This is a genomic window from Pseudomonas sp. BS-2016 (assembly GCF_001806145.1).
GTDB classification, from domain to species: Bacteria; Pseudomonadota; Gammaproteobacteria; order Pseudomonadales; family Pseudomonadaceae; genus Aquipseudomonas; species Aquipseudomonas lundensis.
Genome location: NZ_MLCT01000024.1, coordinates 94894 through 118354, shown reverse-complemented (window position 1 = coordinate 118354; position 23461 = coordinate 94894). Strand labels below are relative to the sequence as shown.

The following is a 23461-nucleotide window of genomic DNA, read 5'->3' as shown; positions in this document are numbered from 1 at the left end:
AAAAATTGTATCCCCCGAGCGCACGCCTTAATCGGTTAAATATTATTCAAAATAATTCAACTAAGCGGTAATGACGCGCAAGACTTCATCCATGGAAGTTACGCCCGTCGTTACTTTGTGCTCCGCCACCAGTCTTAATTGGCGCATGCCTTCTTCACAGGCCGCTCTGCGCAGGGCGTTAATATCGGTGTCGTGGTTAATCAATGCTGTGAGCGTGTCAGTCATCAACATGATCTCGTAAATGCCAGCTCGGCCGTTGTAGCCAGTCTCCCGACAGTGATCACAGCCTGTGGCGGCAAAAACGCTGGAGGGCGCCGGGCTGCCGGGTGCGAAGTTGTGCCAGTCATCGGGTGACACGCGGTGTTCGCTTTTGCAGTCCGGGCATAAGACTCGTATCAATCGCTGGGCCATCACGCCCAGCAAGGTTGCTTTGATCAAATAGGGCGCCACCCCGAGTTCCTGTAAACGGTTAATGGCGCCGGGTGCATCGTTGGTGTGCAACGTCGACAACACCAAGTGCCCGGTCAGTGCGGCTTGAATCGCCATTTCAGCGGTTTCCAGGTCACGTATTTCACCGAGCATGATGATGTCCGGGTCTTGGCGCATGAGCGCACGCACCCCGTTGGCAAAGGTTAAATCTATGTTGGGCTGCACCTGTGTCTGGTTGAAGGCAGGCTCAATCATTTCAATTGGATCTTCCAGCGTGCACAAGTTGATCTGCGGTGAGGCCAATTGCTTGAGCGTTGCGTACAACGTGCTGGTTTTGCCCGATCCCGTTGGGCCTGTGATCAAAATAATGCCGTTGGGCTGACGGGTCATACGGTCCCAGCGCTGCATGTCTTCAACGCTGAAGCCGAGTTGGTCAAAACCCTTGAGTAAAACGTAGGGGTCGAAAATGCGCAGCACCATTTTTTCGCCAAAGGCGGTGGGCAGGGTGGCCAGACGCAGCTCCACCTCGGCCCCTGCCGGTGTTTTGGTTTTGATGCGGCCGTCTTGAGGTTTGCGTTTTTCAGCGACATTCATGCGGCCCAGGCTTTTCAGGCGGCTGACCACTGCGGTCGTGACCTGCGGCGGAAAGTGATAAACGCTGTGCAGCATGCCATCAATGCGCAAGCGCACGGCCCCTTGCTCGCGCCGGGGTTCGATATGGATATCGCTGGCCCGCTGTTCGAACGCGTGCTGAAACAGCCAGTCAACGATATGGATGATATGGGCATCGTTGGCATCGGGTTCCTGATTGCCCGCGCCAAGGTTTATCAACTGCTCAAGGTTGGGCAAATGGGTGTTTTTTTGATCCGTGAGTGCAGCCCCGGTGACGGATTTGGCCAAACGGAACAGTTCCGTTCCGAGTCGGGCAATCTCAAGGGGGTTGGCAAATACCCGCTTGATGGGGCGATTGAGGGCCTGGCGCAAATCGGCCTCCCACCCCCTCACATTGGGTTGCGCACTGGCAACGGTGATCGCGTGTTGATCGGCTGCAATCGCAAGAATTTGATGACGCTGCGCGAACGCGCTGGACATGAGCCCGGTGACGCTGGCGGCATCGATTTTCAAGGGATCGAGGCGCACGTAGGGCTGCCCGCATTGTTGCGCAAGCCAAGCCGTGAGGTGCTCAAGCGTGAGGGTTTTGCCGGGGCGCATCAGGTCGGGTAATTGCTGCGCCGCCAGAAACACCAGCGGGTGGACGGGGTCCAGGCTGGAGGTGCGATAACGCGTCAACACCTGATCGGCCAGTGGCTGGGCGATTAACCCTTGAGCAACAAGACCCGGCAGCAGCTGTTCAAGGTCAAGCGGGCGATCGGCGGCAGGATGGGCGTGCATGAAGACTCCTTGGCAATGCACAAGCGCAGACAGGTCCTTGTCTGGCCATGAATACCCAAGCCTAGCCGCGCCCCGGGCTGTGGCGACTGCCAATCAATACCAGCTATTGCGAGCGCTTTTGCAGGCGGGAGGGGCTGCACGTCACCTGATACATCACCAGTTCACAGACACTCACCAGATTGCGCAGTTTTTCGCCGATCACCTGGGCGCGGTGCCAGCTTTGCTCATCGCTGACGATGTCTATGCGTAATACATCGTCTTCGCGCATGACCTCTACCTGCTGGGGAATCAATTGCTGCAAGGCAAACAGGTTCAGTGCGCGGCATAGCACATCGGCTTCAGCCTCCGCCACAATCTGATAACGCACTGTGCAGGGGGCAGTGTTTACGGCCCAGACATCGGCGCGTGTCGCGGTGGGTACGGCTTCAAGATGTGGCATGCAATGACTCCTGATTTCGGCTGGAGAAATATTCACATGCACTGTAGGAAATTATTTATCTATGATGATCGGAATTTGATCAATTAAGACTTGATCAATTCCTAATGAGCTAATAATCGGGAATATTTATGCAAGGTGAACTGGACGCTTACGACCGCAGGATTTTGGCCCTTCTGCAAGAAGACGCTTCACTGTCCAGCGCACAGATCGCCGAAAAAGTGGGCTTGTCGCAGTCCCCCTGCTGGCGCCGGATTCAGCGCATGAAAGAGGAAGGCATCATTCGGGGGCAGGTGACCTTGCTGGATCGCAAGAAGGTGGGCCTGAATACGCAGATCTTTGCTGAGGTCAAACTCAATGCTCATGGACGCTCCAACTTTACCCAATTCACGGATGCGATCCGTGGGTTCCCGCAGGTGCTGGAGTGCTACGTGCTGATGGGGTCGGTGGATTTTTTGTTGCGGATCGTGACCCCGGACATCGAGGCCTATGAACGTTTCTTCTTCGAACAACTGTCGATGGTGCCCGGCATTCAGGAAGTGAACTCGATTGTGGCGCTGTCTGAAATCAAATCGACCACGTGCCTGCCGGTGTAGCGCAAAAAAAACGGCCTTCACAAGGAAGGCCGTTGGTGTGCTGTCAGTGAACAAACAGCGCAATCAGGATGATGATCGGGATTGGGATACCGAGGAAAAACAGCAGTAATGAGCGCATTTTTATTCTCCTGAATTAACGGACAACCGTGGTGGTCGTGGTGTGGTCGATGTAAGTCACTGCGTCGCGACGGCGACCGCCGAACGTGGCACATAGGCTGGCGAAGAACGCACCAATCAGCAGGGTGATGAACATCCACAGGGTGGTCCAGGCAGCGACCTTGGCAGCCGTGTCAGCCGCTTCTTTGGCTTTGATTTTGGCCTCTTCAATGGCCTGATGGGCCTTGGCGTAGACCTGGTCAACCCGTTGCTCGGCTTCTGGCTGAGTCAGGTTGGTACGCTGAGCGACGATTTGGGCCAGGTAGGTACGGTCGTCTGCACTCAGTTGGCCATCATTGCCCAGGCTGCGGACGAAAATGCGCGTCACTATGCCGTGGGCAGCGTCTTCGCTGACGGCGGTGCCGCGATCATCGCGAAACAGCGTGTCGATGAAATAATCCGAGCTGTTGCCCGCACCGTTGTTGGCGTGGTTGCCCGCAGCGCTACCGGCTGCACTGCTCATGGCGGTAGCTGCACCTGACGCGACGTTCGCACCGGCTTGTACGCCGCTGCCAATCACACTGCTGACCGAGCCGGCAACCAAGGTGGCGGTCACCAGTGTGGCCACTGCCCACGCGAGGAAACCATGGGCGGTATCGCGGAAATACACTTCATCGCCATGCATGTTGGCCCATTTGACCCGCAGACGACCGGCCAGATAGCCGCCCATGCCCGAGGCAATAATTTGTGTCACGGCCAGCCAGATGATGGCGGTGATGCCCAATCCTTTGGCGCCTACGCCCTCACCTGACCACGGCGATACGGCTGAAAAGCCCAAGCCTGCGCCCAACATCAGCAGCAAGAGGGAAAGTGCAGCGGCAGCGGCGGCACCTGCAAAGATCGCGGCCCAGGACACACCGGAGTGGCCAGAGCTGTCTTGCAGGGCAGCGGGATAGTGTTCTGTAGTCCCGATCATTATTGTTGTGCTCCTGAAATGGTGAGAAGTGCAGCCTTCATTCAAGAGATTGCAGGGGTTGTGCCAACACCGTATTTATAAAAATTCTATGTTTAACAATAGGTTAGAAGTCTGAGTGTTTTGCTTGGTCATGCAGGTTGCATGATTGACGCGAAAGGGGCGGGCGTAATGCATTGAAACAATTTAGAGGGGAAAGACGGCTTGCCTACAAACAAAAACGGGAGCCTGTGTGGGCTCCCGTTTGGGTGTCATCAATGATGACGATGTTTGTTCTTCTTGCGATGGCCGTAAGCATGACCCCGGCCTGGGTGATCGTCGCGGTAGTAGCGACGATTGCCACGATCACGGTAATCGCGATCATCGGCATCGCTTTTGTTGCCCATGTAGTTGCCCAGCGCGCCGCCTGCGCCGCCGCCAGCGGCTGCGCCGACCAGGCCGCCCGTGCTGCCGCCCATGCTGCGGCCCAAGACGTTACCGCCTGCGGCGCCGAGGGCACCACCGATGGCCGCTTCGCCACGGCTGCGTTTGTCGGCACCCACGGCACTACCGGCCGCGCCGCCTACGCCTGCGCCGATGGCCGATCCGGTCGAGCCGCCGAGTTGTTGCCCAACCACGGCGCCAAGAACCCCGCCTAATGCGCCGCCTACACCGGCTTCGGTGGTGCCACCGGCCGAGGCTACGCCACTGACCAGGCCAAGGGACAACAAGAGAATCGAGGTGAGCTTCATAAGTAAGCCTCAAAGGGATGACGGCGCGATCCTGAGGCTGTACGCGGTTGGTTACAATCAAAATCCGACCAGTAGCACGAGTTGTACACAATTTACTAAGTTATTGTTTTTACAAGGGAACTTAATGGGTTTTGCACGGTCTGAGCATTAGTTCGGACAGGCCGCTTTCTCAGGAAAGCGGCCTTTTTTGTGTCCAAAAAAAAGCGTCGTGTCATGTGGGTTCAGGCGAGGGTAGGGGGAAGACAGCGCGCGCCCGGTCGTTGCACGCTAAATCCCCCTGTTGCCCTTCACTTATAGACACACACGGTTACGAGGTCGAATTGGCCACACCTCAGATTCAACTTCAGCCTTCGTGCTTCAAATGAATTGACAGGCGATTCGCATGAAGAAGGAAGGTAAAGACGACTCTTTTTTCGAGCCCCTCTGGAAACCGAAACGTTCAAACGGTGGTGCCTGTTGGGCTGCTTGGCAAAAACCGCTCCGCCAGAGCCGGTGTATCGCTCAAAAGATGAGTGGCCATCTCCCAAGCCACGCACTGATTTGGTCTTCACCCAATCCTGCGTGGCTGAAAACGGGTGCTGCATAGATGCAAGAACCGCCACCGAGCCAGCTTCCATGCTTTTGCCTTCCGCGTCAGAGGTCATTGCAGTGGCCATCGGTGCGGATGCCGGACTGGCCCGTGTTGCGAGTGACGGCACATTCCATACCGACGAACAACTGTGCTGCATGTGCAAGGCCACCACGCGGGTGCGCTTTCAGTTCCGACGGTCATGCAGATTTACGGCATTCACACTGGCGCGTCAGGTGATGACTCAGTACGCACCGTGCAGGTGAAATGGAGCGCAAGCAAGACTGCATTGGAGGCCGAATTAAACGGGATCACCCTCCTCTGGACGCCACACCAAAGTAAATGGAGAAACACATGTTTTTAGAAATTACAGGATTCCTTGCAGACGATTGTGAAGATAGCTCAATCAAATTTGAGCTGGACGTGCGACCTGAGTTTGAAAAAAAAGTCATGGATATTCTAGGCTGGGAAAATTTAGCTGCCGAGTGCGATGGCGAGCTACCTTTGACCGAAGAGCAAGTTCGAAAAATATCCTCAGCTATAAATGAACAACTGCCAGTGACGTTAAACATGTTTATCGGTGTACGCGCTTAAAATCTTTCCCTGACTAGACGTGCCCGGGAGATTAACCAGTAGAGAGAAGGGTCTCATGCAAAATCAGGTGTCGATAATCTGGCGGTACTCGACGCGCCCATCAACAGTGGCCTGGCTTACTGCCCTGAGCTTTGCTGTTATGGATTAATTGACGACTACAAGCAGGCATCAGTTAAGAACCCTGATATTGATCGTCGAGGCATTTCCAGGGTGAGTAAACGCAGCGTGCTTTACAAGCCCAACCCATCGTTGCGCATGGGGCATTGCGCAATAGTTAGCGCTGATCGCTGTGTTTTTTTCAATGTGCCGCGCAGATGCGGCACGTGGATCGGAGCTCCCCTAAGTGAATCAGGCGTGTCGCCATTAGTCTTTATTGCAATCAGTGGCTTTTACCCAGAGTCCCACCCGGACCATTCAATACAGGACAAAAAACGTGCCCAAAGAGTTGGAGACAGCAATTCTCGCTGTATTGGGTTGGACCCGCTTATGGGATGTTCCGATGGGGGGAAATGAGCTAACCCAAGATCAATCGATCTTGGTTATGGCGATACTGGGCGAACCCTTCAATAGTGAGCTGGTTTACTTCTTGGGACTTTGCAGCTAACTGTTGAGGCCGTGTACCAACGCCTACCCGCCCACTCCCGCGTCACCGCCGCCAAGGTTGTCCTCGAATCGCAATGGGACACTTGGCGGGTTTTGATCGCATTGGGTGACGCGGTGGATTCAGAGATTGCAGACGTTCTGCCTCAGCTCGCCTTGGCCATGATCAGTGTCGACGGTGTGGCTGCCTCAAGGCGAATCGCCACGAACTTGGACGTCGGCGTATGGCTGCCATCCCCGGTGCTTTCCAGCGGCACCAATGGGTTGACTTCCGGGTAGTACGCCGCTGCTTGTCCGGCCGGAATATCAAACGCCAGCAAGGTGAAATTTTTAACCCGACGCTCGTGCTCGTCATCCCAGATAGACACGATGTCCACCCTTTGGCCCGGCTTGAAGCCCAGGCGAATAATGTCGGCTTCGTTCACAAACAGCACGTTGCGTTGGCCCTTGACCCCGCGGTAACGGTCGTCCAGCCCATAAATGGTGGTGTTGTACTGATCGTGGGAACGCATCGATTGCAGGATCAGGTCCGGCAGGCGGCCTGTCGCACGTGTGCGTTCGTCGACCAGATCCCGTGGCAGCACGTTGGGTTTGAAGGTGGCGCGGCCCGCAGGTGTATTCCACTGGCGGGCACCTGCGGCGTTACCCAAATAGAACCCGCCGGGGTGCTGTACGCGGGTGTTGAAGTCTTTGAAGCCGGGGATGGTGTCAGCGATCAGCTCGCGAATGCGGCTGTAATCTTCGACGACCCCGTTCCAGTCAATCGGGTGCGTTCCCAAGGTTGCCGCTGCGATGCCGGCAACGATGGCCGGTTCCGAACGCATCTGATTCGACAAGGGCTGCAACTGGCCATTGGAGGCGTGAACCATGCTGAACGAATCCTCCACCGTGACCGCTTGCGGGCCTTGCACCTGGATATCGATGTCGGTTCGGCCAAGGCAAGGCAGGATCAGCGCTTCCTTGCCGTGCATCAAATGGCTGCGGTTGAGCTTGGTGCTGATTTGTACGGTCAGGTCGCAATTGCGCAGGGCCTGGGCCGTGCGCGGACTGTCGGGCGTGGCCTGGGCAAAGTTGCCGCCCAGTCCGATAAAGACCTTGGCGCGCCCTTCGAGCATGGCGTGGATGGCTTCCACCACGTTGTGCCCGTTTTCACGCGGCACATTGAATTTGAAACGACGCTCCAGTGCATCAAGGAATGCCACGGGCGGGCGCTCGTTAATGCCCATGGTGCGGTCGCCTTGCACGTTACTGTGGCCGCGCACCGGGCACAGACCCGCACCGGGACGGCCAATGTTGCCGCGCAACAGCATCAGGTTGGCGATTTCCTGAATGGTCTGTACCGAGTGGCGATGCTGGGTGATGCCCATGGCCCAGCACATGATGACGTTTTTGCCTTTCAGGTACATGCGCGCGGCACGTTCGATGTCCGCCAGCGTCAAGCCCGATTGCTCGACCAGAGGGTCCCACGGGGTGTCATCCAGGCTGGCGATGTAATCCAGCACGCCGGCGGTGTGTTCATTCAAGAACGCATGGTCGAAGACTGCCGGCTCCCCAGCCGCCTGGGCATCGCGTTCCCATTGCAGCAGGAACTTGGCCATGCCCCGCAACAGCGCCATATCGCCGCCCAAAGCAGGGCGCAGGTAAGCAGTGTTGGTCGGGCGGTCACCGTTGGTGAGCATTTCCAGGGGGTGTTGCGGGTGCTGGAAGCGTTCCAGACCGCGCTCTTTGAGCGGGTTGACACACACCACTTGGGCGCCGCGCTTCACGGCTTCGCGCAGCGGTTCAAGCATGCGCGGGTGGTTAGTGCCGGGGTTTTGCCCAAGCACGAAGATTGCGTCGGCATGTTCGAAGTCATCGAACGTGACCGTGCCCTTGCCGACCCCCACGCTTTGCGCAAGGGCAACGCCGCTGGCTTCGTGGCACATGTTCGAGCAATCGGGGAAGTTATTGGTGCCGAAGGCGCGCACGAACAATTGGTACAAATACGCCGCTTCGTTGCTGGCGCGGCCCGAGGTGTAGAACTCCGCCTGATGGGGGCTCGTCAGGTTCAGCAGGTGCTTGGCAACCAGCGCGAAAGCGCCATCCCACGTGATGGGCACATAGCGGTCGGTGGACGCGTCGTAACGCATGGGCTCGGTCAGGCGGCCCTGATATTCGAGCCAGTAATCGCTTTGCTCCAGCAGCGCGCTGACGCTGTGTTTGGCGAAGAACGTGGCATCGACCCGGCGCTTGGTGGCTTCCCAGTTAACCGCCTTGGCGCCGTTCTCGCAGAATTTGACCAGCCCGCTTTCCGGCGAGTCGCCCCAGGCACAACCGGGGCAGTCGAAACCGCCGTTCTGGTTGGTCTTGAGCATCATGCGCAGGTTTTTCAGGGCGTTGTCGCTGGTCAACCAGGCTTGCGCCACACTGATCAGCGCGCCCCAGCCACCTGCCGGGCCTTTATAGGGCTTGTAGCGAGGGGTTGGGGTTTGGTCGGCTTGATGATGAGTGCTCACGCGGGATTCTCCTGCACCGGGCTGTATACACGCGGTGCGCTTTTTTGCGGCAGATGAATAAGGTTGAGGTTGTGGCGGCGGGCCCATTGCAGCGCCAGGCCCGTAGGCGAGGACAGGCTGATCAGGGTCTGGATGCCTGCGCGCAACACTTTTTGAATCAGCTCAAGGCTGCAACGGCTGGTGACAATCGCCGCGCCGCCGTTCAGGTCGATGCGTTGGCGCACCAATGCACCGATCAACTTGTCGAGCGCGTTATGCCGGCCAATGTCTTCGCGACCCATCAGCAGGTGGCCGTTGGCGTCCATGTAAACGGCCGCATGCACCGCGCCGCAGTGCTGGCCCAGCGGTTGAAACGCGCTGATGCGCTGGCGCAGGCCGTCAAGCCACTGTGCGGGCGGCAAGGGCGCACCGGGCAGGACGTTCAGCTCGGGCAACGCTTGCTCGACGGCTTCGACGCCGCACAGGCCGCAACCGCTGGTGCCTGCCAGTTGGCGACGTTGCTGTTTGAGGTTCCAGAACGCACGGCTGGCGATTTCGACGTGGGCATACTGCGCCGAGCCCGCGCCACTGAGCTTGAGGTCATAAATATCGCTGGGGTCTTGAATGATGCCGCTGCCCAGGCTGAAACCGACGATGAAATCCTCAAGGTCAGTGGGCGTCACCAGCATCACCGCTTGGTTGATGCCATTGAAGGCAATCGCCAGGGCGACTTCTTCGGCGAGGGCAGTTTCAGCGCCGCTGCTGTGGTCCAGCGTGACGTAGTGATAGTTCTGGCTGGCAGCGGGCGCGGGCGAATCCTGGGCGGGCGCCGCGCACGTGGGGCGCTGGGCGTTCATAAGGCTGTACCGACGGAATATTCAGCAGTAAGGGTAGGCGCGACACTGTGTCGCGTCTAATCGCTAGTGCTGATCTATTGATAGATGCCGTCGATCAACAAGCAGTTGATGATTTTTGAAACAGCGCGAAGCAGGCTTCAGCCAGTGCCGACCGTGGCGCTTCGCGGCGCATGATCAAACCCAGCGTGGCGAGGGTTTGCGCATCGGCAATCGGGTGCAGGCGCAGGTCGTCAGTCAGGGCTTCAAGGCCGCCTTCGAGCGGCATGACCGCGCAACACAACCCGCCATGCACGGCTTGCAACAGTTGATGAACCGCATCGGTTTGCAGCATGGGCTGCGGGGTCAGCCCGCGACTGTGGAAGTTGTGATCGATGGACTGGCGAAAATGCATGCCGCCACTGAGCAGCGCCAACGGCAATTCGATCAGCGCTTCCCAGCTCAACGGTTGCTCACCGAAGGCGAAGTGCCGTTGGTCGTATAAAAGCCCCATGCGGGTGTCGCCCAGGGTGAGCGAGTCGAAACGCTCATGGTCTAGCCGGTCGAGGTAGGAGACGCCCACATCCAGCTGATTGCGGGCCAATTGCTCCAGGATCTGTTCGGAACTCAGTGCGGACAACTCAAAGCGCAGTTCGGGGTGCGCCTTGTGCATTTGTTGCAATAACGGCAGCGGGTCAAAACTCGACAACGGCACCACGCCCAAACGCAACGTACCGATCAGGTTGCCGCGGCACGCAGCCGCTTCGGCCTGCAAACCGTCGTAGGCGGACAACACGGTTCTGGCCCATGCCAGCACGCGCTCGCCGGGGGCGGTAAAGCTTTCAAAGCGCTGGCCGCGATTGACCAGCTGCAACCCCAGCTCCTGCTCAAGGCTGCGCAGGCGCATGGAGAGCGTGGGTTGGGTGATATGGCAGCGGGCCGCCGCCTGACCGAAATGACGGGTTTCATCGAGGGCGATCAGGAATTTCAGTTGTTTGATGTCCATGCTCGCTCCACGTGCAAATCGTCGGGGGATTCTAACGTGCCCGCCCCGGAACCTGCCTGTCCAATGTTGGTCTACGCTGTGTGTCTGGATATTCCAACCCTAGGAGCGTGAACGATGAGTATTTTTAGCTTTATCAAGGAAGCGGGCGAAAAAGTAATCGACTTGCTGACACCGGGCAAAGCCAACGCCTCGGAAGAACTCAAGAAGCACGTAGAAAAAGTAGGTTTGGGCAATCCGAACATCACCGCCACCGTTGAGGGCGACAAGGTGATCGTGACCGGCGAGGTCGCGAGTCAGGAAGAGAAAGAAAAAATCATTCTGGCGGCGGGCAATATCGAAGGTGTTGCCAGTGTTGACGACCAAATCACGGTGACCGGACCGGTGGTTGCCGCTTCGCGTTTTGTGGTGGTGAAAAAGGGCGACACCCTCAGCGCCATCTCACTCACGGTATACGGCGACGCGAACAAGTATCAAAAAATCTTTGAAGCCAACAAACCGATGCTCAAAGACCCGAACAAAATCTACCCGGGCCAGACACTGCGTATCCCTGAGTAAACCCGCGCGGTTTTCGGCAGCGACAGCAGGTGTGCATGCACGTGTGTCGCTGCCCAGGTATGCGGTGGTGATCCCTCACGCACTTCAGTGGGCCTGACTCAAAGCCCTTCCAGCAAGTCGCGGTAATCCCCCAACGCCGCAAATTCCTCAGTGTCTTTCGGGCCTTTTTTGCTGTCGGGCTGTTTTACGGCCAGCAAATGCCTCACGCCATAATCCCGTGCACTGCGCAGAATCGGCAGGGTGTCGTCGATAAACAGGCTGCGTGCCGGATCAAACCCGGTATCAGCGTGCAAGGCATCCCAGAACTGTGGGCTTTCCTTCGGGAAACCGTAGTCGTGCGAGCTGATCAGCCTTTCGAAGTAAGGCGCAAGTTCGATGCGTTCCAATTTCAAAGACAGCGAATCGCGGTGTGCGTTGGTGATCAAAATCACCCGCTTGCCGGCGTTTTTGATGGCGGCTAAAAATGTATCGGCATCAGGACGCAGGGCAATCAGGTCCGCGGTTTCGAGTTTCAACTCGCGCACCGGGATCTTCAGCTCGGCGCTCCAGAAATCCAGGCAATACCATTTCAATTGGCCGGCATTGCGTTCAAACAGCGGCATTAGCTCCAGTTCAGCCATGGCCCGGCTGATACCGTGCAGTTCGGCGTAGCGTTGGGGCAAATGTTCAAGCCAAAAGTGGTTGTCGTAATGCAGGTCGAGCAGCGTGCCGTCCATGTCCAGCAGAACGGTATCAATGTCGCGCCAAGGTAACGCTGTCATGCAAAACTTCTCCCGCAGTTGAAAAACATCCGACCAAGACAATCGGAAAAGCCGGGGTATAGTAACCCGTTCATATTGAGGAGCCGCTATGCGCCAAAAACCCACCGTACTCGCCCGTGAAATTGTTGCCAGTAGCCGATTGTTTCGTGTTGAAGAAGTGCAGTTGCGCTTTTCCAACGGCGTTGAGCGCACGTATGAACGGCTGGTGGGGCGCGGCAATGGTTATGGCGCGGTGATGATCGTGGCGATGATCGATGCCGAGCATGCCCTGTTAGTTGAAGAATATTGTGGCGGCACCGACGAATACGAAGTGTCGCTGCCCAAAGGGCTGATCGAGCCGGGCGAAGACGTACTGGCAGCGGCCGAGCGCGAGTTGAAAGAAGAAGCGGGCTATGGCGCCCGTCAGTTGGTGCACCTGACCGAGCTGTCACTGTCGCCGGGTTACATGAGTCAGAAAATCCAAGTGGTGCTGGCCACCGACCTGTATGAGTCGCGTCTGGAAGGCGATGAGCCGGAGCCCATGCGGGTCGAGACAGTGAACTTGCGCGAGCTATCGACGCTGGTACAAAACCCGCAATTCACCGAGGGCCGTGCCTTGGCGGCGCTGTATCTGGCGCGGGATCTGCTGACCCAGCGCGGGGAATTTACGCTGTGAGCCTGCCTGTCCCTCAACTGCTTCAGGGTGTGATTCAACTGGTGCATCAGGCGGGTGACGCCATCTTGCCGTTCTGGCGCGCTGATGTGGCGGTCACCGCCAAGTCCGATGATTCGCCGGTGACAGCGGCTGATCTGGCGGCCCATCACGTGCTGCTCGACGGCCTGACTGCACTCGATCCTGACATCCCTGTCTTGTCCGAAGAAGACGCCAACATCGCCCAAGACGTGCGTGCCGAATGGTCCCGCTGGTGGCTGGTCGACCCGTTGGACGGCACCAAGGAATTCATTGCCGGCACTGAAGAGTTCACTGTGAATGTCGCCTTGATCGAGCACGGCCGTGTGGTGTTTGGCGTGGTGTCGATGCCTACCAGCGGCCGCTGTTATTACGGCGGCGCAGAATTGGGGGCGTGGCGCGCAGATGGCGACACGATCGAACCCATCACTGTGCGCACCACCCCGCCTGTGGGCGAGCCGCTGACAGTGGTCGCCAGCCGTCGTCACTCCAGCCCGGAGCAAGAGAAACTGTTGGCCGGGTTGAGTGAACATTTGGGTGAATTGACCCTGACCAGCGTCGGCAGCTCGCTCAAGTTTTGTTTGCTGGCCGAGGGCGCGGCCGATTGCTACCCGCGTTTGGCCCCGACCTCACAGTGGGACACCGCCGCCGCCCAGGGCGTGCTCGAAGGCGCGGGCGGTGTGGTGCTGCACCTGGACGGCCAGCCGTTCACTTACCCGGCGCGGGCATCGCTGCTCAATGATTCGTTTTTGGCGTTACCGGCAAAAGCGCCTTGGCGCGAGACGCTGCTCAAGCTCGCCCGCGCATAACCGGGATCGACCCTCGCGCCGCCTTAACGGTGCAACACATACTGGCCGCTGAAACGGACGGCGTCTTCTTCGCCGTCCGCATTGATGACCCGGGTTTCCAGGGTCAGGCGCGCCCGGCCATGGCGTGTGTACATGCTCACAAACTTGGTCCAGGCCGCCTCGGCCGGTGCATCGCACAACACGATCGCGTCCTGCGTGACCGGCAGCGGGTAGCTGATGTGGCCTTCCTGAATCACGATGTGCCCGTCTTCGATGCCCGCTTCACGTAGCCTCAAGTGCAACCAGCCCCAGCCCGCCAGCACCGCGCCGCAGTACAAGCTGCCACCGAACATGGTGCTCTTGTGGTTGATGTTGGCCGTCAGCGGCAACTGCAGGCGCAGTTGCCGGTCATGCCAGCCGAGGACTTTGAGGCCCATTTCGCGGGTCAGCGGGATGTCGTGGTGGAGGATGGATTCCAGGTAACGACTGTCGCGGTTCATGCAGGCCTCTTTGGTCAAATCACTCAAGTTCATCGGGGTGGGCGTGGCTGCCGCTTTCGAAATGCAAGCCGTACTTGCGCAGCTTGTCGTGCAAGGTTTTGCGCGGCACGCCCAAGGCTTCGGCCAGGCTGCGCATGGAGCTGTGAGAGCGTTCGAGTTCGGCCATGATCAGGCTTTTTTCGAAGTGCTCAACCTGTTCGCTCAGCTTGCCCGAACCCTCAAGGCTAGACGATGGCGGCGCCTCGGCCGTTTCATTGTCCAGGGCCAGCTCAAGGCCCAGCGCAAAGCGTTCCGCGACGTTTTGCAGTTCACGCACGTTGCCCGGCCAAGTGTGACGCAGCAGCAAACTGCGCTGGGCCGGTTGCAGCACGTTGTGGGTCAGGCCGTGGCGGGCGCTGGCTTCGTCGGCAAAGTACTTGAACAGCATCAGCACGTCTTCGCCGCGCTCGCGCAACGGGGCAATGCGCAGCGGGGCAACGTTGAGCCGGTAATACAAGTCGGCACGAAAACGGCCCTGATCGGCGGCCTGACGCAAGTCTTCCTTGGTGGCTGCGATGACGCGGATGTCCAGCGGGATCAATTGATTGCCGCCCAGACGCTCAACGACACGCTCTTGCAGCAGGCGCAACAACTTGACCTGCACATCGAGGCTCATGCTTTCGATTTCGTCGAGAAACAGCGTGCCGCCGTTGGCAAATTCGAATTTACCGATGCGGCGCTTTTGCGCGCCGGTGAACGCGCCGGGCTCGTGGCCGAAGAGTTCGCTTTCGACCACAGACTCGGCCAGCGCCCCGGCATTGATTGCCACGAACGGGCCGTCGCGGCGGCTCGACAAGTCGTGCAATGCCCTTGCGACCACTTCTTTGCCGGAGCCGGTCTCACCCAGAATCAGCACATCGGCCTTGGTGGCGGCCAGTGCGCCGATCTGTTCGCGCAGTCTGAGCATCGGGGGCGAGAGGCCGACCAGCCGCGTGCTCAGTTGCTGGCGGTCGCTCAGGGCCATGCGCAGGCTGCGGTTGTCCAGCACCAGCGCGCGCAAGGCCAGGGCGCGACGCACGCCTTCCAGCAGCGCGTCGCTGGCAAAGGGTTTTTCCAGAAAATCGTAGGCCCCGGCGCGCATGGCCTGGACTGCGAGGGGCACGTCACCATGACCGGTAATCAGCAGCACCGGCAGTTCCGGGTCCTGGGCGTGAAGTTCGGCCAACAGCTCAAGGCCGTCCATGCCGGGCATGCGGATGTCGCTGACCACCACGCCGGGCCAGTTGCGCTCGATGCGCGCGGCAATGCCGGTGGCCTCCGCCAGCGGCAGGACGTGAAGGCCAGCGAGGTCCAGGGTTTGATACAGCGCCTGGCGCAGATGCGGGTCATCGTCGATCAGGATGACCTGTACGTTTGAGTCGATGAATGAGCTCATGACCTGGAATCCTCTGAAGCTTGCAGGCTGACGCCCGGTGCGCCAGCGCGCAGTCGAAGGGTGATTAAGGCGCCGCCTTCCTTGTGGTTGGCAAACAGCAGTTCGCCGCCAAATGCACGAATCAGGGTGTCGCAAATGGCCAGGCCCAGGCCCAGCCCCTGCGTGCGGGTCTTGGTCGTGTAAAACGGTTCGCCCGCGCGGCCCAGCGCCTCCATGCAGAACCCCGGCCCGTTGTCGCGGATGCACACCGTGACGCCTTCCGGGGTGGACTCGGCACTCAGCCACAAACGCCTCGGCGGGCCTTTTTCGGTCAGCGCGTCGAGGGCATTGGCCAACAGGTTGCCCAGCACTTGGCGCAGGCGCGTTTCACCGGCTTCAACCCAGAGCGTGGCGGCAGGCAAGTCGCGAATCAACTCGACTTCCATGCTGCGCCGACGTTTGGCCAGCAAAGCCAGGGCGTCATCCAGCGCAGGTTGCAGGGCGACGCTTTCCGGCGCGTGCCGATCGCGCCGCGCAAACGCGCGCAGGTGAGCGATGATCGAGGCCATGCGCCCGGTCAGCTCATTGATCAGCTTGAGGTTGCCGCGCGCGTCGTCGATGCGCTGATGGTCCAGCAAGACTTCGGCATTTTCGGCATAACTGCGGATGGCGGCCAGAGGCTGATTCAATTCATGGCTGATGCTCGCTGACATGGTGCCCAGCGCAGACAGCTTGCCGGCCTGCACCAGGTCGTCCTGCGCGCGCACCAGTTCTTGTTGCGCATGCTCGCGCTCCAGCACTTCTTCACGCAGGCGCCGGTTCAATCCTTCCAGGTCGCTGGTGCGCTCTGCCACGCGCATTTCCAGCTCGCGGCGGGCCTTGGCTTCAAAGGCGATACGCTCCAGATAATGTCGGCGCCGTTGCATCATCAAACCGATCAGCAGCATGACCACCAGCAGCGTGGCGCCCCCAATGGCCAGCACGGTGCGTACGGGGCGGTCGATCAAGGTGCGCGGCGCGAGGATGTTGACGCTCCAGCCGGTTTCGTCGATGGCCTGGGTTTGTACCAGCCAGTTGCTGAGGTTCAGGTTCAGCGGCTTCGGGTCGCGGGTCGGGTAGGGCAGGATGGCAAAGATCGACTGCTGTTCCTGCTGTGACAGTTCGCGGGTGGCCCTGAACCGCCATTCCGGGCGCGAGGTGAGAATGACCACGCCATTGGGGTCGGTGACCATCAATTGTTCCGGGGTCTGGCCCCACAGGCGCTCGGTGTGATCGAGGTCGACCTTGACCACCAGCACGCCGATTTTCTTGTCACCGTCGAGCACGGGTGCGGCAAAGAAATACCCGCGTTTGCCCGAGGTGGTGCCCAGCCCGAAGAAGCGCCCCAGCTTGCCGTCCATCGCTTCGCTGAAATACGGGCGAAAGGCGAAGTTGCGGCCGATAAAGCTGTCCTGTTTGTCCCAGTTGGAGGCGGCGAGGGTGTCGCCGTGGGCATCCATCAGGTACATCACCTCGGCGCCCGTCTGGGTGCTGATGTCATTGAGCAACTGGTTGGCGTGGCTGAGGATTTGCGGGTTTTCCGGGTCTGCCAGCAACGCGCGCAGGGCTGGCAGTTCGCCGAGGATCTGCGGCAGCACTTCATAGCGATGCAGTGTGCCCAGCAGGTTGGCGACGTAGAGATCCAGGGTCTGGCGATTTTGCCCGGCCAGCTCGCTGCGGTAATAGCGCTCGGCCAGATGCTGCAACGGCCACAACAAGGGCGCCAGGCACAAGGCCAGCAAGGCGAGGCTGCGCCAGCGGGGTCTGCGAGGCACGGGAGGGGTTTTGATCATGTTGAAACTACGCCGCAAAAGTACGGCGCAGTATACCTGCGGATTTTAGCCATCCGCGCCAGATGTTTAGCCTTGCTCGGCCATGCATTCGCGCAGCGCCGTGTGCCAGTCGGGCTGAGTGACGCCCCAGTCGGCCGCTAGCCGACTGCAATCCAGTCGTGAATTAAGCGGGCGTTTGGCGGGGGTTGGGTAGTCGCTCGAAGGGATGGCTTCGAGTACGGCGCACGGTTTGCCCAAGGCAATCAGCTGTTCGCCGATGGCCTGGGCAAACCCGAACCATGAGGTTTGGCCATGGGCCGTGAGGTGATAAACGCCCCAAGGGCCGGGATGGCCTGCTTGCCAGCGCTCAATCAACGCGCGCGTGCTCTGGGCAATGGTGCCCGCCCACGTGGGCGCGCCGATCTGGTCGGCCACGATGCGCAGTTCCGGCTTTTCTTGCAGCAAGCGCTGCATGGTCAGCAGGAAGTTTTTACCGTGGGAGGAATACACCCAACTGGTGCGCAGTATCAGGTGCTGGCAGCCCGTCGCCGCGATGGCTTTTTCGCCCAACTCTTTACTGTGGCCGTAGACGCTCAGCGGGTGGGTGATGTCGTCTTCGGTGTAGGGCGTTTCTTTACTGCCATCGAACACGTAGTCGGTGGAGTAATGAATCAGCGGGATGCCCAGTGCCTTGGCTTCTTCAGCGAAGATGCCGGGCGCAGTGGCGTTGATCGCATTGGCGGCATCGACGTCGCTTTCGGCCTGATCCACGGCCGTGTAGGCGGCCGCGTTGATGATCAGGTCGGGCGCGTGGGCCCGCACCTGCGCACGTATTTGCTCGGGCTGGCTCAGGTCCAGCTCATCGCGGCCCAGCACAACCAGCTCGCCCATATCAGCCAGACGTTTTTGCAGTTCCATGGCCACTTGGCCGGTTTTACCGCTAATCAGTATTTTCAATTCAGGCGAGCCCATGGTCATGCAATCAGGTCTTTGGGTTCTGTAGAGCCTAGACGCTCGCCCTGATAACTGCCGTCCTGAACGCGCTGGCACCACTCAAGGTTGTCCAGGTACCACTGCACGGTTTTGCGCAGGCCGGTCTCGAAGGTTTCTTCCGGCACCCAGCCCAGCTCGCGTTCGATCTTGCTGGCGTCGATGGCGTAGCGCTGGTCGTGGCCCGGGCGGTCTTTGACAAACGTAATCAGGTCTGCGAATTGCGCCACGCCCGCCGGGCGCTGTGGCGCCAGTTCTTCAAGCAGGGCGCAGATGCCGCGCACCACGTCGATGTTCTTTTGCTCGTTGTGGCCGCCGATGTTGTAGGTCTCGCCCACCACGCCTTCGGTCACGACTTTAAGCAGGGCGCGGGCATGGTCTTCCACGAACAGCCAGTCACGCACTTGCAGGCCATTGCCGTAGACCGGCAGCGGTTTGCCCGCCAGGGCATTGAGGATCACCAGCGGGATCAGTTTTTCCGGGAAGTGGAACGGGCCGTAGTTGTTCGAGCAGTTGGTCAGCAGCACCGGCAAGCCGTAAGTGCGGTTCCAGGCGCGGACCAGGTGGTCCGAAGCGGCCTTGCTGGCCGAGTACGGCGAGCTGGGGGCGTACGGGGTGGTTTCAGTGAACAGGTCATCGACGCCATGCAGGTCGCCATACACTTCGTCAGTGGAAATGTGGTGGAAACGGAACGCGCTCTTCGCCGGTTCTGCCAGCGTGAGCCAATAGGCGCGGGTGGCTTCCAGCAGGCTGTAGGTGCCGACGATGTTGGTCTGGATGAAGTCCGACGGGCCGTCGATGGAGCGGTCAACGTGGGACTCGGCCGCCAGGTGCATGATCGCGTCTGGCTGGAAGCGCTCGATCACGGCGCTGACGGTGGCCTGGTCGACGATGTCGGCCTGTACGAACTCGTAGCGGGTGTTGGTGGCGATGCTTTGCAGCGATTCAAGGTTACCGGCGTAGGTCAGTTTGTCGAGGTTAAGCACCTCGTGCCCGGTGTTCTGGATCAGGTGACGGATCAGAGCTGAACCAATAAACCCGGCGCCGCCGGTGACTAAAATGCGCATGTGGATATCCCTTATTCCCTGACGGTGTACAAACAATTGGCGCATAGCTTGTGGGGATGTGCAGGGCGGTGCAAGTGCTACGGTGCGGCCACATGGGCGCAGGTGACAGGCGGGGCAAGCTTTTCAGGGGTATTTATCGATATATATCGGTTAAACAACCAAAAAAATCCTGCCGATCCTCTGAAAGCGTTTTAAAAATGGATATTTGTCGGCTATAAGTGGGCGGCGTGTTGACGTGCCCCTGAGCGGCGTCCACTGTTCTTTGATGGCGGGCCGTGCGCTGGCTCAATCCAACCTCGACGGATTTTCGGAGTCCTGATTTCAATGACCACTCTTTTGCACAGTTCGCCCCGCGCAGACGGTTTCTACATGCCGGCCGAATGGGCGCCGCACACCCAAACCTGGATGATCTGGCCCGAGCGCCCGGATAACTGGCGTTTGGGTGGCAAGCCAGCGCAGGCCGCGCACGCGGCGGTGGCCAAGGCCATCGCGCGCTTCGAGCCGGTGACGGTCTGCGTGTCTGCCGGCCAGTACGAAAATGCCCGTGCCCGCCTGAATGTGCCGAATATTCGTGTGGTCGAGATGTCCAGCGATGACGCGTGGGTGCGTGACAGCGGCCCGACGTTCGTCATTAACGACCACGGTGAAGTCCGCGGTGTGAACTGGGATTTCAACGCATGGGGCGGTTTTGAAGGCGGCCTGTATGCGCCGTGGAACCGCGACCAGCAGGTGGGCAGCAAGGTGCTGGAAATCGAGCGGTGCCCGCGTTACTACACCGAACGTTTCGTGCTCGAAGGGGGCTCGATCCATGTGGATGGCGAGGGCACGCTGATTACCACGGCCGAGTGCTTGCTCAATCGCAACCGCAACCCGCATTTGTCCCGCGAAGAAATCGAAGACGTGCTGCGTTCCAACCTGGCGGTGAGCAAGATCATCTGGCTGCCGGACGGTCTGTTCAACGACGAAACCGACGGCCATGTGGATAACTTCTGCTGCTACGTGCGCCCCGGCGAAGTGCTGCTGGCCTGGACCGACGACGAGCGCGACCCGAACTACGTGCGCTGTCACGCGGCCATGAAGGTCTTGTTGACCAGCACCGACGCCAAAGGCCGCCCGTTTGTCGTGCATAAAATGCCGATTCCGGGGCCGCTGCACGCCACCCAGGAAGAGTGCGATGGCGTCGACAAAGTGGTGGGCAGCCAGGACCGCAATCCTTCGGAGCGGCTGGCCGGTTCTTACGTGAACTTCCTGATCGTCAACGGCGGCATCATCGCCCCAAGCTTTGATGACCCGATGGATGCGCAAGCCAAGGCCATCCTGCAAGACCTCTTCCCGCAGCACGAAGTGGTGATGGTGCCGGGCCGCGAACTGTTGCTGGGCGGTGGCAACATCCACTGCCTGACGCAACAACAGCCAGCCCCCCACAAGGCTTGATCCAGACGCTTCGTCGCCTTGTTGGAAGCATAAATAACCCGCCGCTCGCCAGAACGGCGGGTTTTTTGTTTCAGGTCAAAAGGTGCGTCCGTAATGACGCGTATAAAAGGGTGAAAAGAGTTTGTTAAAAATCTTGAAAGGGAGCCATGTCTGGGCATGTCGCGCTGCTCGCGGCGATGTTCTGTCACACACCTTGAGTACATTTGCCGCTCAAGTACCTGGAGAGCGCTGTCATGAACGTATTGTGCGAGCGAGGTTCGCGACCACAACCTGTGAGTCACGAGTCGCTGATCGTTCTGGCCAATTGGTTTAAACGCAAAGGACCTTGCAATACGCCAGGCCAGTCTGCCTATCAACTTCTTCGCGAACGCTACCCGGCCGGGTTGTTCAGCGAGGCAGAACTGGAGGCCCTGTCGGGAGTATTGATGAGTTGAACGGTTGACGGTCACCGTTGGCGAGGCACGAGGCCGTGAAGACGGTGCCCCAGGCAACCCCGCGTTGCTCGCCACGGTGACAGGTTCAACGGTTAGAAGCTGTATTTGCCGGTTACTACCAGGCTACGAGGTTCGCCGGGCATGATTTGCGAGCCGCTGGTGGCGGACGCGTAATAGTCGCGGTCAGTGAGATTGGTCAGCGCGCCGCTGACTTCCCAGTCTTTTTCCCGATACCCCGCCAATGCATCCCAACGGCCATAACCCGGTAACACCACCGTGTTCTGGTTATCAGCAAAGCGTTGCCCCACCAACGTCAGACCCGTTTCGGCGTACCAGCCCATTTCCGGTTTCCAGGTCAGGAACAAGCTGCCGTTGTGCTTGGCCACACCATTGATGCGCTTGCCTTCAAAGCCGTTGTTGTCCTTGACCACGGTGGCGTCCTGCACGCCGACGCCCCCGCGCATGTACCAGTTGCCGCCCAATTTGCCGCTGGCCGTCAGCTCGATGCCGCGCGAACGCTGCAAGCCCGACAGCAATGTGATTTCCGGGTTTTCCGGGTCTTTGGTGCGCCGGTTGTAAAGCTCCAGTTCATAGACCGCCAGCGTGGTGCTCAGGCGCTCGTTCAGCCAGTCGCTTTTCACGCCGATTTCTTTTTGCTTGGTCAGCTCGGGGCTCAGGTCGTTGGCGTTGCCCGCGGCGCCCGGCGTAATGCCGATCAAACCGCCGCCCACCGGGGAGAAGGTTTTGGTCCACGAGGCATAAAACGAGTGGTTTTCCAGCGGCGTCCAGACCACCCCCAGACGCGGGCTGGTGCCGTGACTGTTGCGGGTTTCCGAGAGGTTTTTCAGGTTGCTGGTGGTGTCGACTTCAAACCGGTCATGGCGCAAACCGGCCAGCACCTGCCATTGATCGTTGAGGCGGATCTGGTCTTGGACATACAGGCCCTGACTGTCGACTTCGGTGTGGTTGTCGCTGGACAGCACCAACGGGCCGGTTGGGCGAAGGCGGCGATCCGGGTTGTACAGGTCAACGCCCGGCACGCCCTTGGCGCTGTACAGTTTGGGGTCACGGCGTTGGCTGCCCAGCTCCAGGCCGGTCAGCACGCGGTGTTCCAGCCCGAACGTATCAAACACGCCTTCGATTTCGAGGTTGTTGAAGACATTGCGGGTGGTCATGTCCTGCTGCCAGCTCTGGCGGTTCACCTTGCGGGTCTTGGCGTCGTAGCCGGTCAGGTAGGTGTTTTCGAACTGGCTGTCGAGTTTGAAAATGCCCAGGGTGTGGCGCAGTTGCCAGTTCTCGTTCACGTCATAGCTGAGCCGTGAACGCAGATTTTGGGTCTTATCGTCGATGAAATCGTTTTGCCCGCCATACGTGGTGCCACGGCTGACATCGGCAGGCCGTCCGCCAACGCTCGGGATGCCACGGTCCGGGGTGCGGTTGTAGCGGCTGTATTCGTACTGCACCAACCAATTGAGGTCCGGGGTGATTTGCCAGCTCATCGACGGCGCAAACAGTTGGCGGTTGCCGCTGACGTGATCGCGGAAGCTGTTTTTGTCTTCGTTGCCCATGTTCAGGCGCAGGCTGAGGGTGTCACTCGGGTCGGCGCTGAGGTCGGCGTACAGGCTGCGCAAATCGTCCGTGCCCCCTTGCGCCTGAATGCTGGACGGGCGCCCGTATTGAGGGGTTTTACTGACGCGGTTGATGATCCCGCCCTGACTGCCGCGGCCATACAGCACGGCGGCCGGGCCTTTGAGCACTTCGATGCGTTCAATGTTGTGCAGGTCGCGCACGTACTGGCTGTCGTCGCGAATGCCGTCGAGGTAGAAATCGTTGCTGGCGTCGAAGCCGCGAATGCGCAGGCTGTCGAAGCGTGTGTCCGCCGTGCTGCTGACGTTGGGAATGCCGCTCAAGGCCTGGCCCAGCGTGTTGATGCCGTACACCATCACGTGACTGGTTTTGACCGAATCAATGGCCTGCGGCACATAGCGCGCAGGCGTCGCGGTACGGGTCGCGGTCGTGACTTCTTTGACCCGCGGGTCATCGAGTTCGGCTTCGGCGGCATTGACCGAGGTTTCGGGAAGGGTGGTGGCAGCGGAACTGAATCCGACGTACAGGCATGCACACAGCCCCCATGTGAAGGGCGTAAAGCAGCAGAGGGAACGCATGGTTGAGAAACTTCCGTGAAGGTTAAAGCGGGTTCTATTTTTTAGGGTGCGAATGGTAATGGTTCTTGTTGGTAGCTGTTTATCATTACCAGTCGCTTCAACGGAAAGTTTGTTTCTGAATGTTGCTGTAACGATTAACCCGTAGTAAACAAACGATCTGAACGA

The 23461-nt window shown here is 59.3% G+C and carries 24 protein-coding genes; 10 read left to right on the top strand and 14 right to left on the bottom strand.

Features of this window, described 5'->3' with window-relative positions; genetic code table 11:
- Nucleotides 1-60 precede the first annotated feature (60 nt).
- Together BKD70_RS14275 and BKD70_RS14270 are read right to left on the bottom strand one after the other, a co-directional pair.
- A complete protein-coding gene (locus BKD70_RS14275) occupies nt 61-1821 on the bottom strand; it encodes a GspE/PulE family protein (protein ID WP_047272843.1) in 1761 nt (586 codons plus the stop codon).
- Nucleotides 1822-1924: 103 nt separating this feature from the next.
- The gene (locus BKD70_RS14270) at nt 1925-2260 is read right to left on the bottom strand and encodes a hypothetical protein (protein ID WP_047272844.1); all 336 of its coding nucleotides are present in this window, start codon (nt 2258-2260) and stop codon (nt 1925-1927) included.
- A gap of 128 nt (nt 2261-2388) precedes the next feature.
- On the opposite strand from BKD70_RS14270, the gene BKD70_RS14265 reads away from it, so the two are divergent.
- Entirely contained in the window at nt 2389-2853 is a 465-nt protein-coding gene (locus BKD70_RS14265; RefSeq protein ID WP_047272845.1) for an Lrp/AsnC family transcriptional regulator, read from the top strand.
- A 133-nt stretch (nt 2854-2986) separates the two neighbouring features.
- Here the strand turns inward: BKD70_RS14265 and BKD70_RS14260 are convergent, their stop codons facing one another.
- The gene (locus BKD70_RS14260; protein WP_047272846.1) at nt 2987-3925 is read right to left on the bottom strand and encodes a hypothetical protein; all 939 of its coding nucleotides are present in this window, start codon (nt 3923-3925) and stop codon (nt 2987-2989) included.
- A 251-nt stretch (nt 3926-4176) separates the two neighbouring features.
- Nucleotides 4177-4653 (bottom strand): glycine zipper domain-containing protein, encoded by a 477-nt coding sequence (locus BKD70_RS14255; RefSeq protein ID WP_047272847.1) that lies wholly within the window; start codon nt 4651-4653, stop codon nt 4177-4179.
- A 615-nt stretch (nt 4654-5268) separates the two neighbouring features.
- Between BKD70_RS14255 and BKD70_RS25385 the strand changes: the two genes are divergently transcribed.
- The 4 genes from BKD70_RS25385 to BKD70_RS25680 all read left to right on the top strand — a co-directional run bounded on the left by BKD70_RS25385 (nt 5269) and on the right by BKD70_RS25680 (nt 6419).
- The gene (locus BKD70_RS25385; RefSeq protein ID WP_230683825.1) at nt 5269-5487 is read left to right on the top strand and encodes a hypothetical protein; all 219 of its coding nucleotides are present in this window, start codon (nt 5269-5271) and stop codon (nt 5485-5487) included.
- The gene (locus tag BKD70_RS25380) at nt 5424-5585 is read left to right on the top strand and encodes an S-type pyocin domain-containing protein (protein WP_230683822.1); all 162 of its coding nucleotides are present in this window, start codon (nt 5424-5426) and stop codon (nt 5583-5585) included. Before BKD70_RS25385 ends, BKD70_RS25380 begins: the two co-directional genes overlap by 64 nt.
- Complete coding sequence (locus tag BKD70_RS14250) at nt 5576-5815, top strand: pyocin S6 family toxin immunity protein (RefSeq protein WP_047272848.1); 240 nt, start codon at nt 5576-5578, stop codon at nt 5813-5815. Before BKD70_RS25380 ends, BKD70_RS14250 begins: the two co-directional genes overlap by 10 nt.
- A 382-nt stretch (nt 5816-6197) precedes the next feature.
- Complete coding sequence (locus tag BKD70_RS25680; RefSeq protein ID WP_350449317.1) at nt 6198-6419, top strand: pyocin S6 family toxin immunity protein; 222 nt, start codon at nt 6198-6200, stop codon at nt 6417-6419.
- A 142-nt stretch (nt 6420-6561) separates the two neighbouring features.
- On the opposite strand, the gene BKD70_RS14245 is transcribed toward BKD70_RS25680, so the two are convergent.
- The 3 genes from BKD70_RS14245 to BKD70_RS14235 form a co-directional block, all read right to left on the bottom strand.
- A complete protein-coding gene (locus tag BKD70_RS14245) occupies nt 6562-8910 on the bottom strand; it encodes an FdhF/YdeP family oxidoreductase (RefSeq protein ID WP_047272849.1) in 2349 nt (782 codons plus the stop codon).
- A complete protein-coding gene (fdhD, locus tag BKD70_RS14240) occupies nt 8907-9746 on the bottom strand; it encodes a formate dehydrogenase accessory sulfurtransferase FdhD (RefSeq protein ID WP_047272850.1) in 840 nt (279 codons plus the stop codon). Before fdhD ends, BKD70_RS14245 begins: the two co-directional genes overlap by 4 nt.
- A gap of 94 nt (nt 9747-9840) precedes the next feature.
- Nucleotides 9841-10728 (bottom strand): LysR family transcriptional regulator, encoded by an 888-nt coding sequence (locus BKD70_RS14235; RefSeq protein WP_047272851.1) that lies wholly within the window; start codon nt 10726-10728, stop codon nt 9841-9843.
- Nucleotides 10729-10842: 114 nt separating this feature from the next.
- Here BKD70_RS14235 and lysM point away from each other — a divergent pair, with 114 nt between their 5' ends.
- Nucleotides 10843-11283 (top strand): peptidoglycan-binding protein LysM, encoded by a 441-nt coding sequence (lysM, locus tag BKD70_RS14230; RefSeq protein ID WP_047272852.1) that lies wholly within the window; start codon nt 10843-10845, stop codon nt 11281-11283.
- 98 nt (nt 11284-11381) lie between these two features.
- Here the strand turns inward: lysM and yrfG are convergent, their stop codons facing one another.
- On the bottom strand, nt 11382-12044 hold the full coding sequence (yrfG, locus tag BKD70_RS14225; RefSeq protein ID WP_047272853.1) for a GMP/IMP nucleotidase: 663 nt from the start codon (nt 12042-12044) through the stop codon (nt 11382-11384).
- Nucleotides 12045-12132: 88 nt separating this feature from the next.
- Between yrfG and nudE the strand changes: the two genes are divergently transcribed.
- Both nudE and cysQ read left to right on the top strand, forming a co-directional pair.
- Nucleotides 12133-12699: an ADP compounds hydrolase NudE gene (gene nudE / locus BKD70_RS14220; RefSeq protein WP_047272854.1), complete on the top strand. Its 567-nt coding sequence runs from the start codon at nt 12133-12135 to the stop codon at nt 12697-12699.
- Nucleotides 12696-13523 (top strand): 3'(2'),5'-bisphosphate nucleotidase CysQ, encoded by an 828-nt coding sequence (gene cysQ, locus BKD70_RS14215; RefSeq protein ID WP_047272855.1) that lies wholly within the window; start codon nt 12696-12698, stop codon nt 13521-13523. The genes nudE and cysQ overlap by 4 nt, the downstream gene beginning before the upstream one ends.
- A gap of 23 nt (nt 13524-13546) precedes the next feature.
- Here cysQ and BKD70_RS14210 read toward each other — a convergent pair whose 3' ends face one another.
- The 5 genes from BKD70_RS14210 to rfbB all read right to left on the bottom strand — a co-directional run bounded on the left by BKD70_RS14210 (nt 13547) and on the right by rfbB (nt 19263).
- The gene (locus tag BKD70_RS14210; RefSeq protein ID WP_047272856.1) at nt 13547-14002 is read right to left on the bottom strand and encodes a thioesterase domain-containing protein; all 456 of its coding nucleotides are present in this window, start codon (nt 14000-14002) and stop codon (nt 13547-13549) included.
- A 19-nt stretch (nt 14003-14021) separates the two neighbouring features.
- Nucleotides 14022-15416 carry a sigma-54 dependent transcriptional regulator gene (locus tag BKD70_RS14205; RefSeq protein WP_047272857.1) on the bottom strand — a complete coding sequence of 465 codons (1395 nt, stop codon included), beginning with the start codon at nt 15414-15416 and terminating at the stop codon, nt 14022-14024.
- Nucleotides 15413-17227, bottom strand: a complete 1815-nt coding sequence (locus BKD70_RS14200; protein ID WP_047272858.1) for a cache domain-containing protein — start codon at nt 17225-17227, stop codon at nt 15413-15415. Before BKD70_RS14200 ends, BKD70_RS14205 begins: the two co-directional genes overlap by 4 nt.
- A 66-nt stretch (nt 17228-17293) precedes the next feature.
- Complete coding sequence (gene rfbD / locus BKD70_RS14195; RefSeq protein ID WP_047272950.1) at nt 17294-18178, bottom strand: dTDP-4-dehydrorhamnose reductase; 885 nt, start codon at nt 18176-18178, stop codon at nt 17294-17296.
- A gap of 2 nt (nt 18179-18180) precedes the next feature.
- Complete coding sequence (gene rfbB / locus BKD70_RS14190; RefSeq protein ID WP_047272859.1) at nt 18181-19263, bottom strand: dTDP-glucose 4,6-dehydratase; 1083 nt, start codon at nt 19261-19263, stop codon at nt 18181-18183.
- Nucleotides 19264-19587: 324 nt separating this feature from the next.
- On the opposite strand from rfbB, the gene aguA reads away from it, so the two are divergent.
- Both aguA and BKD70_RS14180 read left to right on the top strand, forming a co-directional pair.
- Nucleotides 19588-20697 (top strand): agmatine deiminase, encoded by a 1110-nt coding sequence (gene aguA / locus BKD70_RS14185; protein WP_047272860.1) that lies wholly within the window; start codon nt 19588-19590, stop codon nt 20695-20697.
- Nucleotides 20698-20930: 233 nt separating this feature from the next.
- Nucleotides 20931-21131, top strand: coding sequence for a hypothetical protein (locus BKD70_RS14180; protein ID WP_047272861.1), 201 nt, complete (start codon nt 20931-20933; stop codon nt 21129-21131).
- Nucleotides 21132-21223: 92 nt separating this feature from the next.
- On the opposite strand, the gene BKD70_RS14175 is transcribed toward BKD70_RS14180, so the two are convergent.
- The gene (locus tag BKD70_RS14175) at nt 21224-23296 is read right to left on the bottom strand and encodes a TonB-dependent siderophore receptor (protein WP_047272862.1); all 2073 of its coding nucleotides are present in this window, start codon (nt 23294-23296) and stop codon (nt 21224-21226) included.
- Nucleotides 23297-23461 lie beyond the last annotated feature (165 nt).